General features: G+C 71.8%; 13 protein-coding genes. 9 read left to right on the top strand and 4 right to left on the bottom strand.

From position 1 onward, the window contains the following. Positions 1 to 196: 196 nt before the first annotated feature. The 7 genes from CF165_RS32445 to CF165_RS32415 are packed head-to-tail and all read left to right on the top strand — an operon-like array spanning position 197 to position 6,841. Complete coding sequence (locus tag CF165_RS32445) at positions 197 to 1,306, top strand: inositol-3-phosphate synthase (protein ID WP_240521901.1); 1,110 nt, start codon at positions 197 to 199, stop codon at positions 1,304 to 1,306. Further along, positions 1,291 to 2,130, top strand: coding sequence for an SCO3242 family prenyltransferase (locus CF165_RS32440; protein ID WP_093951384.1), 840 nt, complete (start codon positions 1,291 to 1,293; stop codon positions 2,128 to 2,130). The genes CF165_RS32445 and CF165_RS32440 overlap by 16 nt, the downstream gene beginning before the upstream one ends. Further along, positions 2,127 to 2,948: a sugar phosphate isomerase/epimerase family protein gene (locus CF165_RS53685; protein WP_093951383.1), complete on the top strand. Its 822-nt coding sequence runs from the start codon at positions 2,127 to 2,129 to the stop codon at positions 2,946 to 2,948. The genes CF165_RS32440 and CF165_RS53685 overlap by 4 nt, the downstream gene beginning before the upstream one ends. Then, on the top strand, positions 2,945 to 3,490 hold the full coding sequence (locus CF165_RS53680) for an EboA domain-containing protein (RefSeq protein ID WP_093951382.1): 546 nt from the start codon (positions 2,945 to 2,947) through the stop codon (positions 3,488 to 3,490). Before CF165_RS53685 ends, CF165_RS53680 begins: the two co-directional genes overlap by 4 nt. After that, positions 3,490 to 4,341: a TatD family hydrolase gene (locus tag CF165_RS32425; RefSeq protein ID WP_093951381.1), complete on the top strand. Its 852-nt coding sequence runs from the start codon at positions 3,490 to 3,492 to the stop codon at positions 4,339 to 4,341. Before CF165_RS53680 ends, CF165_RS32425 begins: the two co-directional genes overlap by 1 nt. Next, a complete protein-coding gene (eboE, locus tag CF165_RS32420) occupies positions 4,338 to 5,465 on the top strand; it encodes a metabolite traffic protein EboE (RefSeq protein WP_093951380.1) in 1,128 nt (375 codons plus the stop codon). The genes CF165_RS32425 and eboE overlap by 4 nt, the downstream gene beginning before the upstream one ends. Next, positions 5,462 to 6,841, top strand: a complete 1,380-nt coding sequence (locus CF165_RS32415) for an alkaline phosphatase family protein (protein ID WP_093951379.1) — start codon at positions 5,462 to 5,464, stop codon at positions 6,839 to 6,841. Before eboE ends, CF165_RS32415 begins: the two co-directional genes overlap by 4 nt. Here the strand turns inward: CF165_RS32415 and CF165_RS32410 are convergent. Next, complete coding sequence (locus CF165_RS32410; protein ID WP_240521900.1) at positions 6,792 to 7,562, bottom strand: VOC family protein; 771 nt, start codon at positions 7,560 to 7,562, stop codon at positions 6,792 to 6,794. The two genes, CF165_RS32415 and CF165_RS32410, sit on opposite strands and share 50 nt — an antisense overlap. Next, positions 7,559 to 7,867, bottom strand: a complete 309-nt coding sequence (locus CF165_RS32405; RefSeq protein WP_093951378.1) for a hypothetical protein — start codon at positions 7,865 to 7,867, stop codon at positions 7,559 to 7,561. Before CF165_RS32405 ends, CF165_RS32410 begins: the two co-directional genes overlap by 4 nt. Before the next feature lie 78 nt (positions 7,868 to 7,945). Between CF165_RS32405 and CF165_RS32400 the strand changes: the two genes are divergently transcribed. After that, the gene (locus CF165_RS32400) at positions 7,946 to 8,545 is read left to right on the top strand and encodes a TetR/AcrR family transcriptional regulator (RefSeq protein ID WP_240521899.1); all 600 of its coding nucleotides are present in this window, start codon (positions 7,946 to 7,948) and stop codon (positions 8,543 to 8,545) included. 69 nt (positions 8,546 to 8,614) lie between these two features. Here CF165_RS32400 and xylA read toward each other — a convergent pair whose 3' ends face one another. Beyond that, positions 8,615 to 9,763 (bottom strand): xylose isomerase, encoded by a 1,149-nt coding sequence (gene xylA / locus CF165_RS32395; protein ID WP_093951376.1) that lies wholly within the window; start codon positions 9,761 to 9,763, stop codon positions 8,615 to 8,617. 98 nt (positions 9,764 to 9,861) lie between these two features. On the opposite strand from xylA, the gene CF165_RS32390 reads away from it, so the two are divergent. Further along, the gene (locus CF165_RS32390; protein ID WP_093951375.1) at positions 9,862 to 11,019 is read left to right on the top strand and encodes an ROK family transcriptional regulator; all 1,158 of its coding nucleotides are present in this window, start codon (positions 9,862 to 9,864) and stop codon (positions 11,017 to 11,019) included. Positions 11,020 to 11,082: 63 nt separating this feature from the next. Here CF165_RS32390 and CF165_RS32385 read toward each other — a convergent pair whose 3' ends face one another. Further along, on the bottom strand, positions 11,083 to 14,316 hold the full coding sequence (locus CF165_RS32385; RefSeq protein ID WP_093951374.1) for a S8 family serine peptidase: 3,234 nt from the start codon (positions 14,314 to 14,316) through the stop codon (positions 11,083 to 11,085). Positions 14,317 to 14,529: the final 213 nt, after the last annotated feature.

Here is a 14,529-nt window from a genome sequence, read left to right as displayed (position 1 = left end):
CCCGTTCCCCGGTCACGAAACTAACCGGAGTCCCGCGGGCCGGGTGAAGATCGTTTGGAAACACTCGATCGTGTACAGCGATGTAGTTCGGGTGGGCCTCTGCGCGCCGCCGCCGTCACGCGGGCAGCAGGGGCCGGGCACCGCGTCATGCCGGGGGCGGCCGACGCGGCTGAACTGCGGGATTACTGGAGGAATGATGGGGAAGATCGGTGTCTGGCTGGTCGGCGCCCGCGGATCGGTGGCCACGACGGCCATCGCCGGGGCCGCCGCCATGCGCGCGGGACTGGCCGCGCGCACGGGGTGCGTGACCGAGCTGCCGGACTTCGCCGGGGCTGACCTGCCCGGCCTGGAAGACCTGGTCTTCGCCGGCCACGACGTCGTGGACACGCCGCTGGTCAAGCGGGCCGAGCACCTGGCCGCGGCCGGGGTGCTGCCCTCGACGCTGCCCGCCGCGGTGACGGCCGAGCTGGAGGCGGCCGAGGCCCGCCTGCGCCCGGCCCCCGCCGAGGGCGGCCGGAGCGCGATCGACCGGATCGTCGCGGACCTGACCGCCTTCCGGGCGGGGCTGGACCACGTCGTCGTCGTCAACGTCTCCTCCACCGAGCCGCCGTGCGCGCCGCACCCGGCGCACGAGTCCCTGGCCGCACTCGAGGGTGCGCTGGACACCTTGCCGTCGAGCGCGCAGTACGCCTACGCCGCCTTCCGCGCGGGTTGTGGCTTTGTCGACTTCACGCCGTCGACGGGCGCGCGGCTGCCCGCGCTCGACGAGCTGGCCCGCACCGCGGGGCTGCCGTACGCGGGCCGGGACGGCAAGACCGGCGAGACGCTGCTGCGGTCGGTGCTCGCGCCGATGTTCGCCCAGCGCGCGCTGAACGTCCTGTCCTGGTCGGGCACGAACCTGCTCGGCGGCGGCGACGGCGCGACGCTGGCCGACCCCGGCGCCGCGTCGAGCAAGAACGCGTCCAAGCAGCAGGTGCTTTCGCGGAACCTCGGCCGGGAGGTCGACGGCGAGGTGCACATCGACTACGTGCCCGCCCTCGGCGACTGGAAGACCGCCTGGGACCACGTGCTGTTCGAGGGCTTCCTCGGCACGCGGATGACGCTGCAGCTCACCTGGCAGGGCTGCGACTCCGCGCTCGCCGCGCCGCTGGTGCTCGACCTCGCCCGGCTGACCGGCAAGGCGTGCCGCGAGGGCGTGGCCGGTCCGGTGGCCGAGTTCGGGTTCTTCTTCAAGGACCCGGCCGGCGACGGGCCGCACGACCTCGCGTCGCAGTACGCGGCCCTGCGTGAGTGGGCGCACCGGTGAAGGCGCTCGTCGAACTCGTCCGCGCGCCCGCCGCGCTGACCGTGCCCGGCGACGCCGTCGCCGGGGCCGCCGCCTCCGGCTGGCCGTTCGGCCGCCGCACCCTGGCGCTGACCGGCGCGTCCGTCTGCATCTACTGGGCCGGCATGGCGCTCAACGACTACGCCGACCGCCACCTCGACGCGATCGAGCGGCCGGAGCGGCCGATCCCGTCGGGCCGGGTCAAGCCGGCGACGGCGCTGGGCGTCGCCACCGGGCTCACCGCGGGCGGGCTGGGCATCGCCGCGGCCGCCGGGGGACGGCGTGCGCTGCGCGTCGCCCTCCCGCTGGCCGCGACCGTCTGGGCGTACGACTTCGTGCTCAAGGAGACCGTGTTCGGGCCGGCCGCGATGGCCGCGGCGCGCACCCTCGACGTCCTGCTCGGGGCGGGCGGGGCCCGGGCGGCGGTGCCGGCGGCCCTGACCGTCGGGGCGCACACCTACGCCGTCACGCAGCTTTCGCGGTCCGAAGTGGACGGTGCGAAACCCGCGCTGCCCGCCGCCACCCTGGCCGCGACGGCCGGGGTGCGCGTCGCCGCCGGCCGCGTCGGTCCGCTGGCTTCCGCGTTGCTCGGCACGTACGCGCTGACGACCGGGCGGGCGCAGTACGACGCCGTCCGCGACCCGGCCGCGCCGAAGATCCGCCGGGCGGTGGGCGCCGGGATCCACGGCATGATCCCGTTGCAGGCCGGGCTGATCGCGCGGACCGGCGCGTGGCGCTCGGCGCTGGCCGTGGCGGCCGCGTTCCCGATCGCGCGGGCGCTGAGCCGGAAGGTGTCGCCGACATGAGGTTCGGATACGGCACCAACGGCTTCGCCAACCACCGGCTCGGGGACGCGCTGCGCGTCCTCGCCGACCTGGGGTACGACGGCGTCGCCCTGACCCTGGACCACCAGCACCTCGACCCGTTCGCGCCGGACCTCGCCCGCCGCGTCGCGGACCTCGCCGTCGAACTGGACCGGCTGGGCCTCGCCGTGGTGATCGAGACGGGCGCGCGGTTCCTGCTGGACCCGTGGCGCAAGCACTCGCCGACGTTCCTCGACCCCGACCGCGCCCGCCGGATCGACTTCCTCACCCGGGCGGTCGAAATCGCCGCCGACCTCGGGGCGGAGGCGGTTTCCTTCTGGAGCGGCAACAAACCCGCGGGTTTGTCCACTGAGGACGCCTGGGCGTACCTGGCCGACGGCTGTGCCGACGTGCTCAAGGCCGCCGACGAGCACGACGTCAAGCTGGGTTTCGAACCCGAACCGGGCATGCTCGTCGAAGACCTCGACGGCTACTTCGAGCTGGCGCGCCGGCTCGGTGACCCGGAGCGGTTCGGGTTGACGCTGGACATCGGGCACTGCCGGTGCACCGAGTCCGCGTCCGTGCCCGACTGCGTCCGGCGAGCCCTGCCGCGGCTGGTGAACGTGCAGATCGACGACATGCGCCGTGGCACGCACGAACACCTCGAATTCGGCCGCGGGGAAATCGAATTCCCGCCGGTGCTGGCGGCTCTGGCGCCCTACCCCGGGCTCGTCGCGGTGGAACTGCCCCGGGACAGCCACGCGGCCCCGCGGATCGCCCGCGAGTCCCTCGAGTTCCTGCGCAAGGCGGTGACCGCGTGAACCTCTGGCTGGACAAGGCACTGAACGACGTCGCCGCCGACGCGACGGCGTTGCGCACGCTGTTCCCGGCCGTCGGCCGCCGCTGCGGCCGCGGTCCGTCGGACGTCCCGGGCCGGACGGTCGACGACGTGGCCCGCGTCCGCCTGCTCGAAGCCGCGCCGGGCGCGGCCGCGGAAATGCCCGGTCTCTACCGCTACGGCGACGCCGCGGAGAAGCGTGCGGTCCTCCATGGACTGTCCGTCATGGATATCGGAGACGCCGGGCTCGAACTGGTCGCGGACGCTCTGCGGACCAACGACACCCGGCTCGTCACCGCGGCGATGGGCGAGTACGCCGCGACGCACCTCGACGACGCCGCGTACCGCCACGGCGTCCTCAAGTGCGTCTTCATGGGCATCTCGCTGGCGGGTGTGGCCGGGCTCGACCGCCGGGCCGACGACGAGCTGCGGCGCATGCTGCGGTCGTTCGCCGCCGAGCGCACCGCCGCGGGCCGCGACGTGCCCGCCGACCTCCTCCCGCTGCTGGCAGAACAGGACGCCTGATGCGCATCTTCGATCCCCACATCCACATGAGCTCCCGGACCACCGACGACTACGCGGCGATGCACGCCGCGGGGGTCCGCGCGCTCGTCGAACCGGCGTTCTGGCTGGGCCAGCCCCGCACGAGCGTCGGCAGCTTCACCGACTACTTCGACGCCCTGGTCGGGTGGGAGCCGTTCCGCGCGAGCCAGTTCGGCATCGCCCACCACTGCACGATCGCGCTCAACCCCAAGGAGGCCAACGACCCGCGCTGCTTCCCGGTCCTCGACCTCCTGCCGCGCTACCTGGAGAAGGACGGCGTGGTCGCGGTCGGCGAGATCGGCTACGACTCGATGACGGCGGAAGAGGACAAGGCGTTCGCGGCTCAGCTCGCCCTGGCCGTCGAGCACGACCTGCCCGCGCTGGTGCACACCCCGCACCGCGACAAGGCCGCGGGGACCGAGCGCAGCATCGCCGTCGTCCGAGAGTCGGGCATCGCGCCGGAGCGCGTGGTGCTCGATCACCTCAACGAGATGACCGTGCGCATGGTCAAGGAATCCGGCTGCTGGCTGGGGTTCTCCATCTACCCGGACACGAAGATGGACGAAGACCGGATGGTCGCGATCCTGCGCGAGTACGGCCCGGAGCGGGTGCTGGTGAACTCGGCGGCCGACTGGGGCAAGAGCGACCCGCTCAAGACCCGCAAGACCGGCGACGCGATGCTCGCCGCCGGCTTCACCGAGGACGACGTCGACCGGGTGCTGTGGCGCAACCCCGTCGAGTTCTACGGCCAGAGCGGGCGCCTCGACCTGGAATCGGACGCCGCGCCCGCCGAGTTCGCGGGCAACTCGATCCTGCGAGGGGCGCGCAAGTGAGGTTCCGGCACCGCGACGGCTCGCTGGTCCACCTCGCCTACTGCACCAACGTGCACCAGGCCGAGGACCTCGACGGCGTGCTCGCCCAGCTGGCCCGTTTCGGCGAGCCGGTCCGGGAACGCCTCGGCGCGGACCGGCTCGGGCTCGGCCTGTGGCTGGCCCGGCCGGTGGCGTCCGAACTGGCCGCCGACCCGGCCGCGGTGGGCCGCCTCAAGCGCGAGCTGGCCGCGCGCGGCCTGGAAGCCGTCACCTTCAACGGCTTCCCGTACCAGGGCTTCCACGACCCGGTCGTCAAGCACAAGGTGTACCGGCCGGACTGGGCCACACCCGAGCGGACGCGCTACACCCTGGACCTGGCGCGGCTGCTGGCCGAGCTGATGCCGGACGACGCCGCGCGCGGCAGCGTCTCGACGTTGCCGCTCGGCTGGCGGACGGAATGGCGCGATGATCGTGGCCAGCTCGACTTGCTGGCCAAAGGGCTGGCGGAGCAGGACCGCCCGGTGCGCGTGGCGTTCGAACCGGAGCCGGGGTGCGTCATCGAGACGACCGCGCAGGCGGCGTCGCTGCTGTCCGAAGTGGACAAAGATTGGCTGGGCGTCTGCCTCGACACCTGCCACCTGGCGGTCGGGTTCGAGGACCCGGCGGCCGCGTTGGGCCGTCTCGAAGCCGCCGGGCTGGACGTCGTCAAGCTGCAGGCGTCGGCCGCGCTGGAGGCGGCGAACCCGGCGGACCCGTCGACACGGCGGGTTCTGGAGTCCTTTGTGGAGCCGCAGTTCCTGCACCAGAGCAACGAAGGCGCTCCGCCCGGGGCCGACGACCTCGACCTCGCGCTGGCCGGTGGCCTGCCGGGCGAGTCCCCGTGGCGGGTGCACTTCCACGTGCCGCTGCACGCCGACCCGGCGCCGCCGCTGACGTCGACCCGGCCGGTACTGGCCGGAACCCTGGCCGAGCTGTTCGGCGGTGAGACCGCGCGCACCGACCACGTCGAGGTCGAGACGTACACCTGGCAGGTGCTCCCGGACGCACCCGCCGACGACGCCGGGCTGGTCGCGGGCATCGCGGCCGAGCTGGAGTGGACCCGGCGGGAACTGATCACCCTTGGCCTGGAAGAGGTTTCCGAATGAGTTTGCTGGTCCTCGACGTCGTCGGGCTGACCCCGCGGCTGCTGCCGCACATGCCCAACCTGCGCAGGATGGCCGAACCCGGCTTCACCGCGCAGCTGGACACGGTGTTCCCGGCGGTCACCTGCTCGGTGCAGTCGACGTTCCTCACCGGGCTCACCCCGGCGGAGCACGGGATCGTCGGCAACGGCTGGTACTTCCGCGACCTCGGCGAAATCTTCCTCTGGCGCCAGCACAACAAGCTCGTCCAGGGCGACAAGTTCTGGGACGCGGCCCGCCGGGCGCAGCCGGGGCACAAGGTCGCCAACGTCTGCTGGTGGTACGCGATGGGCATGGACGTCGACCTGACGGTGACCCCGCGGCCGATCTACCACGCCGACGGCAAGAAGTCCCCGGACGCCTACACCCACCCGCCGCAGCTGCACGACCGGCTGGTCGGCGACCTCGGCGAGTTCCCGCTGTTCACCTACTGGGGCCCGACGGCGTCGATCACGTCGTCGCAGTGGATCATCGCCGCGGCGCGGAAGATCATGACCGAGGACAAGCCGGACACCACGCTCGTCTACCTCCCGCACCTGGACTACGACCTGCAGCGCTTCGGCCCGGACGCGCCGCAGGCCGCGGCCGCCGCGCGGGAGATCGACACCGCTCTGAAGCCGCTGCTGGACTTCGCGGCCGCGGGCGGGCACACCGTCGTCGCGCTCTCGGAGTACGGCATCACCAACGCGAGCCGGCCCGTCGACGTCAACCGGGCGCTGCGCCGCGAAGGCCTGCTCAACGTGTACGTCCAGGCGGGCATGGAGTACCTCGACCCGTGGACGTCCCGGGCGTTCGCGGTGGCCGACCACCAGGTCGCGCACGTCTACGTCGCCGACCCGGCGGACATCCCGCGGGTGCGCGACATCGTGGCCGGACTGTCCGGGGTGGACGTCGTCCTGGATCGCTCCGGACAGGCCGGAATCGGGATCGACCACGAACGGGCGGGCGAGCTGGTCGCGATCGCCGAGCCGGACGCGTGGTTCACCTACTACTACTGGCTGAGCGACGACCGCGCGCCGGACTTCGCGAAGACCGTCGAGATCCACCGCAAGCCCGGCTACGACCCGGCCGAGCTGTTCTTCGACCCGGACGACCCGATGGTCAAGCTCAAGGCCGCGTCCGCGCTGGCCCGCAAGAAGCTCGGCCTGCGCTACTCGATGCAGGTCGTCCCGCTCGACCCGGCGCCGGTGCGCGGCAGCCACGGCCGCCTGCCCGACGCACCCGAGGACGGCCCGGTGTTCCTCTGCTCGGACCCGGCCCTGGCCCGCGAAAAGATCCACGCCACCGAGGTCAAGGACCTGCTCCTGACGGCGGCCGTCCGTACGCCCCACCGGTCGTGAGTGCAAGGCCGAACAGAGCGCCGGTGGGATCGCGCATGACGACGTCTCCGCCGGGGTCCTGGCGAACTTCGGTGGCACCGAGCCGCCGGGCCCGCTCGACGTCGGCGGCCGGTCTGTCGCTGGCGAAACCGACCAGCCAGAGTGATCGCTGCGGTGTCGGTTTCCCCGGCGGCTTGCCGGTGGTGGCGATGGAGTCGTCCGGCAGCCGGAACTTGGTGTGCCGGGGATCGGAGTTCCAGTGCAGTGCCGGCCGGTAGAAAGCGGCGGCACGCGCGGACTGGTCGGTGAGGAGGCTGATGCGGGCGAAGGTCCCCGGTTCGTGGTGCAGCTGCATGCCGTCATGGGTTCCGGGCTGCCAGAGTGACAGTGGTGCGCCGACGGGGTCGATCGTGACGGCGGCGTGACCGAGCGTCCCGACTCGGGTGGGTGCCACGATGATCCGGGCGCCCAGGTTCGCGAAGCGAGCGGCGGTGGCTTGGATGTCCGCCACGGTGACGTTGGTCGTCCAGTAGGGTGCGCCGGCGTCCTCGGCCGGCCCCAGGGCGGCGACGAGCTGCCCGCGCAGCGAGCAGAGCCGGTAGCCGTCGGCGTCCGGCGGGGCGACGGTCCAGCCGAACAGCGCGGTGTAGAACGCCGTCGTCGTCCCCATGTCGGGGGTGCCGAGGTCGATCCAGCTCACGGTGTTCTCGGGGTGCCGCGTGATGTTCACCTGCGGTGTCACGCGTAGTAGGGCGAGTTCAGATCGACACTGGCGTCTTCGACGATGTCACCGTCGAACAGCCGGGTCGTTGCCGGGGCTCCGGCTCGGCGGGCTTCTTCGGCGAAGGGTCCCTGGGCGAAGGCCAGGGCGTTCCGGGCGCTGTCGAACTCGTAGAAACCACCGACGGTGTGGGTTCCGATGCCGGACAGCCACGTCTTGCGGATCAGGCCCGGTGCGGTCTTCAGCGCGGCATTGACCGGGCGCCAGTCGAACTGGTCGAACGGCACTGCTGCCTGGATCTCGGTGTAGAGAAACGTCTTGCCCATCACGAACCTCCGGTTTCGGGGGCCTGTTCAGCCCCGACGACTAGTACGCGCGTCCTAGTGGGCTGAGCATGGACTAGGATGGCCGTACTAGTCAAGGGGGTCTCGATGGCCGCGGACACGAAGTCCCGCATGATCAGGGCAGCGATCGGGCTGCTGCAGCGCCACGGCCTGGCCGCGATGTCCTTCACCGGCGTCCTGGCCGAAAGTGGTGCCGCGCGCGGAGCGATCTATCACCATTTCCCGGGCGGCAAGCAGCAACTCGCCCTCGAAGCCGCCCGCCGCAACGCCGAAGACGTCCGCGGCCACCTGCACGAACTGCCGGCCCGCACGCCACGCGAAGTCGTGGAGGCGTTCCTCGGCAATGTCCGTCCCGTGGTGCAGGCGTCCGCCGAAGGCGGTGGCTGCGCGATCGCGGCGGTCACCGTCGACGGCGGTGCGGCCATCGCCGACCAGCGCAGCCTGCGCACTGTCGCGGCCGAAGCATTCACCGGATGGGGCGGCGAACTCGCCGGAAAACTCACGGACGCCGGAATGCACTCGTCCCAGGCCGCTGACCTGGGCACCCTGATGATCGTCACCCTCGAAGGCGCCCACATCCTGTGCCGCGCCGCGGGAAGCATCGCCCCTTTCGACAGGGCTGCCGCGGCCCTGCTCTCCGGACTCGCGAGCTCGGGTTGAACCGGCGCTGACAGATGCCGCAGAGCGCCCAGCCGGGCGCGATCACGGCTGGACGCTCTGGGGTGGACTTCAGCGGACGCCGAGGAGGTGCTCCAGGGCCAGCTGGTTGAGCCGGGTGAAGTGGTAGCCGCGCGCGGCCGCCGCGTCGAGGTCGAACTCGTCGTTCAGCAGGTCGTCGAAGGTCTCGCCCGGCGCCAGCGTCGGCGTCGCGAGTTCCGTGACCCGGGACGCCGCGAGGGCTTCGGCGACCTCGGGGTCGGCCCGGAACGCCGCCGCCTTCTCCTTAAGGATCAGGTACGTCCGCATGTTCGCCGCGGCCGACACCCAGACGTCCTCGGCGTCCTCGGTGCGCATCGGCTTGTAGTCGAAGTGCCGCGGGCCGTCGTAGCCGGCGTTCTCCAGCAGGTCGACCAGGAAGAACGCGCTCTTGAGGTCGCCGTGGCCGAAGATCAGGTCCTGGTCGAACTTCGGGCCGTGCTGGCCGTTGAGGTCGATGTGGAACAGCTTGCCCTGCCACAGCGCCTGCGAGATGCCGTGCACGAAGTTCAGCCCGGCCATCTGCTCGTGCCCGACCTCCGGGTTGAGCCCGAACATCTCCGGCCGCGCGAGCTGCGAGATGAAGCCCAGCGCGTGCCCGATCGTCGGCAGCAGGATGTCGCCGCGCGGCTCGTTCGGCTTGGGCTCCAGCGCGAACCGCAGCGAGTAGCCCTTCTCGACGACGTAGTCGGCGAGCAGGTCCAGGCCTTCCTTGTAGCGGTCCAAGGCCGCGCGGACGTCCTTCGCCGCGTCGGACTCGGCGCCTTCGCGCCCGCCCCACACGACGTAGGTCTCCGCGCCGAGCTCGGCCGCGAGGTCGAGGTTGCGGCGCACCTTCCGCAGCGCGTACCGGCGGACGTCGCGGTCGTTGCTGGTCAGGCCGCCGTCCTTGAACACCGGGTGGGTGAACAGGTTCGTCGTCGCCATCGGGACCTTGAGGCCGGTCTCGGCGAGCGCCTTGCGGAACCGCTCGATCGCCTTGTCGCGGTCCGGCTCGGTGGCCAGGAGGTCGTCGTCGTGGAAGGTCACGCCGTAGGCGCCCAGCTCCGCGAGCCGGTGCACGCTCTCGACCGGGTCGAGCGGCGCCCGCGTCGCGACCCCGAACGGGTCGTTCGCCGGCCAGCCCACGGTCCAGAGGCCGAAGGTGAACTTGTCGGCCGGCTGGGGAGCGTAGTCGCTCATGACTGTCCCTTCATTTAGTTCACGTTGTAGACTAAATATGCGCCGAGGGGGTCCCGGGCGTCAAGAGGCCGGTTGAAGTGCTTCGCAGGAGGGTCACGATGACGCAGGCCGTGCGGCACGAAGAGATGCGCGCCCGCAACCTCGAGGTCGTGCTGGGCGCGGTCAGCCGCGGCGGCCCGCTCACCCGGGCGGCGCTCGCCGAGGTCACCGGGCTCACCAAGTCCACGGTCTCGAAGCTCGTCGGCGACCTGGTCGACGCCGGGCTGCTCGCCGAGACCGGGCCCGCCCGCGCCGGCGAACGCGGCCGGCCGGGGGTGGCGGTCGTGCTCAGCGGGGCGCGCGTGGCGTCGCTGGGCCTGGAGATCAACGTCGACTACCTCGCGGTGCGCGTGCTCGATCTCACCGGCGAGGTCAGGTTCGCCGCGCGCCGCGAACGCGACAACCGCGGCTCGAGGCCGAAGAAGGTGCTGGGGGAGCTGCAGGACCTGGCCACGGAAGCCCTCGCCGAGACCCACCGGCTCGGGCTGGAGGTGGCGGGCGCGGTGCTCGCGGTGTCCGGCCCGGTCGGCGACGGCGTCCTGTTCAGCGCCCCCAACCTCGGCTGGCAGGACGTCCGCCCGGCCGACCTGCTGCGGCTGCCGGTCCCGGTCGAGCTGGACAACGAAGCGAACCTCGCCGCCCTGGGCGAGTTCTGGTACGGCGACGGCGAACGAGACTTCCTCTACGTCTCCGGCGAAATCGGCATCGGCGCGGGCCTGGTCGTCGGCGGCGCGCTGTACTCCGGCGCGAGCGGGCTGGCCGGCGAGCTGGGCCACGTCGTCGTGGCGCCCGAAGGATCCCCGTGCAGCTGCGGCGGCAGCGGGTGCCTGGAGACGTACGCCGGGCAGGAAGCTTTGCTGGCGGCGGGAAACGCCGTCTCGGTACCGGCTTTGCTGACCGCTCTCGAAGGCGGCGACGAGACGGCGCTGGCGGCGTGCGCGTCGGCCGGACGGGCCCTCGGCATCGCCCTGACGTCGGCGGTGAACCTGCTGGACCTCGACCGGATCGTGCTGGGCGGGGTGTTCACGCAGCTGTACCCGTGGCTGTCCGGCCCGGTGGCGGAGGTCCTGGCGGCCCGTCTCGGCGGCCTCCGCGGCGCGCCCCCGCTGTTGTCGGCCTCCCGCCTCGGCGGGGACGCGGCCACGCTCGGCGCCGCGGGCCGGGTCGTCCACCGCGTCCTGGCGGATCCGGCACCGTTCGTCACCCGCGCGTCGTGAGTGGGAAACAGCGTTCTAACCCTGTTTCCCACTCACGACAACCTGCGCCGAGCCTAAGCCGCGCTAGCTCACCGAGGTGATCTGCACCAGCGAGGTGCCGACGGTGACGCCGGTGTCGGTCTGCACGGCCAGCTGGCCGCGCAGGGTCCGGCCCGCGCCCGGGACGGCCGTGGCCGTCACCGTCGCCGGCACCGTCCACGAGCTGCCCGACGCCCGCAGCGCGTTCGCGTCGGTCACCGCGACCGAACCGAACGCCGGGTTGGTGAACACGTCGAGGTAGTCGTAGGCGGTGGTGCCGCCGGGCACCGCGTACCCGTCGACGAGCGCGACCCACACCCCGGGCGCCGGGTTGGGCACGGTCACCGACTCCTCGGAGTCACCGTCCGCGCTGACGCCCGCCTGCACGCAGGATCCGGTCGTGCAGTTGTACAGCACCAGGTCGAGGTCCGTGCCCACGACGGCGGGGTTGCCGATCGTGGCGGTCAGCGACGTCGAGCCCGGCGTCACCGCGATCTGGTACTGCTGCTGCGTGCCTTCGGTGATCGTCGGCCGCTGCGTCTTGGCGCTGCCCAGCGTGCCGCCGTTGAGCTTGCCGGTGAACGCGCCGAGCGAGTTCTGCACGGTGTAGGACCGCGGGATCGGCGTGTTCAGCGTGGCCGAGGCGATCGTGTCCGGGTTCGGCGAGATCGACGTGCCCAGCACCGTCGCCGACAGCTTGTACGCCGCATCGTCCACATCGGACGTCCGCCGCGCTTCGACGACGATCTCCCACACGCCCGGCAGCGGGTTGGCGATGGTCCGGCTGGTCGGCGTGCCGCCGGCGCAGCCCGCGCCCGCGTCGGGCAGGTAGCACGCGGTCGTCGCGGTGCTGGCCTCGGCCGGGACACCGGTCGGGTCGTACCGCAGGAACCGCACCTGGCCCTTGCCGGGAGCGCCGCCGCCGGCGTCCAGGTCCACCTTCAGCGCGCTGGCGCCCTGCGGCACCCGCACGAAGTAGGTGGTCGCCTGGTTGCGGGCGATCTTGCCGGAGGCATCGACCTTGAAACCGTTGCCGGCGGTGAACTCCTGCGGCGCGAAGACCGTGTTGAGGGTCTGCACGTCGATGCCGATCGTCAGCGGGTTGTCCAGGTACAGCAGGGCCGAGTGGACGCCCGCGTTCTTCGGGTTCACCTTGACGTCGAACTTCACCGGGGTGTTCAGCGGAAGGACCACTGTGGACCCCGAGGAGAACGTGCCGTCGTTGCCGACCCACCGCACGAAGTACGGCACCGGGTGCGCCGAGCCCGTGGTCCGGGTGATCGTGTAGGTCCGGGTGTACGCCTTGCCGGTGGTCACGCCCTCGCGGTCGTGGATGCCCACGCCGGTGTTCGGGGTGGGCAGCAGGCCCGACAGCGCGGTGTGCACCTCGACCGACGTCGAGACGGCGTCCGGCTTCGGGTTGAGCGAAAGCGCGACGAACGCGGCGGGGACGTTGAACAGGCCCGCGCCCTGGGCGTACGCGCCGATGCCCGGCACGAACCGCGCGGTCGACTTGATCGCCGCCCGCAGCTGCGCCACCGGCGGCCGCCGGCCGTTGTGCGTCGCCTTGTACGCGCTCACCAGCAGTGCCGCCGCGCCGGTCGCCTGCGGCGCCGCCATCGACGTGCCCTGCAGCATCGCGTAGCCGGCCGGCAGGGTGTACGTGCCGGCGACCGGGCTCCCCGCTTCCCACCGCGGCGTGGTGGAGATCGCCGCGCCGGGCGCGATGATGTCCGGCTTGAAGCCGCCGTCCTCACGCGGGCCGCGCGAGGAGAACGGGTGCAGCGACTCGGGGTTCTTCGTGACCGAGCCGTAGTTCGACAGCCAGGTCTCCTTGGTGATGTACGAGCCGACCGAGATCGCGTCCGTGGCCACCGACGGGTCGCCGACGGTGTTCGCCCCGGCGCCGCTGTTGCCCGCCGAAATGAAGATCTGGACGTTGTACTCGGCGATCGTGCGGTTGTAGAGCTCCGCGCGGGCGTTGTTGCCGTCGTTGAGCGCCGGCAGGCCGCCGATCGAGATGTTGATGACGTCGGCGCCGTGGCTGGCGGCGTAGACGACGCCGTCGACCAGGCCCGAGGAGGTGCAGGCGCTGCCGGTGAGGCAGACCTTGACCGCGAGGACCTTCGCGCCCGGGGCCGCGCCGTCCATCTTGCCGCCGAACAGGTCGTTGCCGGTGGCGATGCCCGCGACGTGCGAGCCGTGCTCGGCGCCGGCGATGCCGATGCCGACGTAGCCCGGCTTGTCGGTCTGGACCACGAACGCCATCCGCTCGGCGACGTCGGTCGCCGGGTTGTCCGTGCCGAAGAAGCCGACGTCGTACTTCTTGTTGTAGTCGGTCATCGGCTTCTCGTCGGTGAAGTCGCCGTTGCCGTTGAGGTCGACCCGGACCTCCTTGGTCGCCGGGTCGAGCAGCACACCCCAGGAGTCGGCGCGGTCGCCGTCGCGGTTGACGTCACCGCCGGTCTCGCTGTCCGCGGCGCCCAGGTCGCCCGCGGTCTCGCCGAAGAGCCCGAACGTGTACGGACCGCCGGTCGCCGGGGCCGTCCAGGTCTTGCCGTTCGCGGTGAAGGTGCCGGTGTAGGTCTGGGTGGACTGCTTGACCCAGGTGCCGTCGCCGGAGTTGGTGGCGTTGGCGTTGTACCAGTCGACGATCTTGCGTTCGCCGTGGCTGGTGGTGGCCAGCGCGGGGGAGTCGAGGTCGACGCCGGAGTCGAGCACCGCGACCGTGGTGTCCTTGCCGTCCCAGCCGGGCAGGACCTGGCCGAACTGCGCCGCGTAGGTGTCGCCGGTCGGCAGGTAGGGGTTGACGCGCGGGGTGTTCTTGCCCGGGGCCGGCTGCGGCAGCGGGGTGGTCGCGCCGTCGGGCTTCGGGTCGTCGCGCACGATGAGGCCGTCGACGTCGACGGCGTTCACCGACTTGAGCTTCGCGGCCTTCTCGGCCTTGTCCGGCGGGATGCTGACCTTGACGTAGTCGAGCTTCGCGTCGGTGGACTGGACGACCCCGCCGAGGGCCTTCAGCTCGTTCACGGCGGTGCCGGTCTGGCCCTTTTCCGCGGCGATCAGCAGCGTGACGTCGGGCTTTCCGGCCTTCTCGGCTTCGGCGACGAGCGCGCGGTCGTGCTCGTCGAGCGTCTTGCCGTCGGCCGCGCCGTTGGACGGTGGGGCCTGCTGGGCGGAGGCCACCGGAACGGCGATGCCGAGGACGGAGGCGCCGAGTGCGGTGGCGAGGACGGTGATCCCGGCCCGCCGTCTCCAGCGCGATCTGTGCTGTGTCACTGAACTGACCCCTTCGTGGAGATGTGCGTCCGTGCAGTACACAGGGTGGGATCTTCGTCAGCAATCAGACACTTAGCCCAGAGACCGCACTTGGTTGCGAGCCGAATGGCCCAACCGGCTCGGCGGTTAGGCGGTCACCGGAATGCCTCCGGATCGGTCAGGGCGCCCCATTGCTACACGTGCGTATAGCAGGCTATATTGACGTGTAGTCGA

Origin of the sequence: Amycolatopsis vastitatis, from assembly GCF_002234595.1 — a bacterium.
In the GTDB taxonomy this organism is placed as follows: domain Bacteria; phylum Actinomycetota; class Actinomycetes; order Mycobacteriales; family Pseudonocardiaceae; genus Amycolatopsis; species Amycolatopsis vastitatis.
Note: the sequence above shows the minus strand (reverse complement) of the source record. Positions and strands in the feature narration are given on the sequence as shown.

What these genes read in the sequence shown, in the direction of transcription:
- CF165_RS32445 (WP_240521901.1), top strand. Translation starts at nt 197, where the DNA reads ATGGGGAAGATCGGTGTCTGGCTGGTCGGCGCCCGCGGATCGGTGGCC.
- CF165_RS53685 (WP_093951383.1), top strand. Translation starts at nt 2,127, where the DNA reads ATGAGGTTCGGATACGGCACCAACGGCTTCGCCAACCACCGGCTCGGG.
- CF165_RS32425 (WP_093951381.1), top strand. Translation starts at nt 3,490, where the DNA reads ATGCGCATCTTCGATCCCCACATCCACATGAGCTCCCGGACCACCGAC.
- CF165_RS32415 (WP_093951379.1), top strand. Translation starts at nt 5,462, where the DNA reads ATGAGTTTGCTGGTCCTCGACGTCGTCGGGCTGACCCCGCGGCTGCTG.
- CF165_RS32405 (WP_093951378.1), bottom strand. Translation starts at nt 7,867, where the DNA reads ATGGGCAAGACGTTTCTCTACACCGAGATCCAGGCAGCAGTGCCGTTC.
- CF165_RS32400 (WP_240521899.1), top strand. Translation starts at nt 7,946, where the DNA reads ATGGCCGTACTAGTCAAGGGGGTCTCGATGGCCGCGGACACGAAGTCC.
- xylA (WP_093951376.1), bottom strand. Translation starts at nt 9,763, where the DNA reads ATGAGCGACTACGCTCCCCAGCCGGCCGACAAGTTCACCTTCGGCCTC.
- CF165_RS32390 (WP_093951375.1), top strand. Translation starts at nt 9,862, where the DNA reads ATGACGCAGGCCGTGCGGCACGAAGAGATGCGCGCCCGCAACCTCGAG.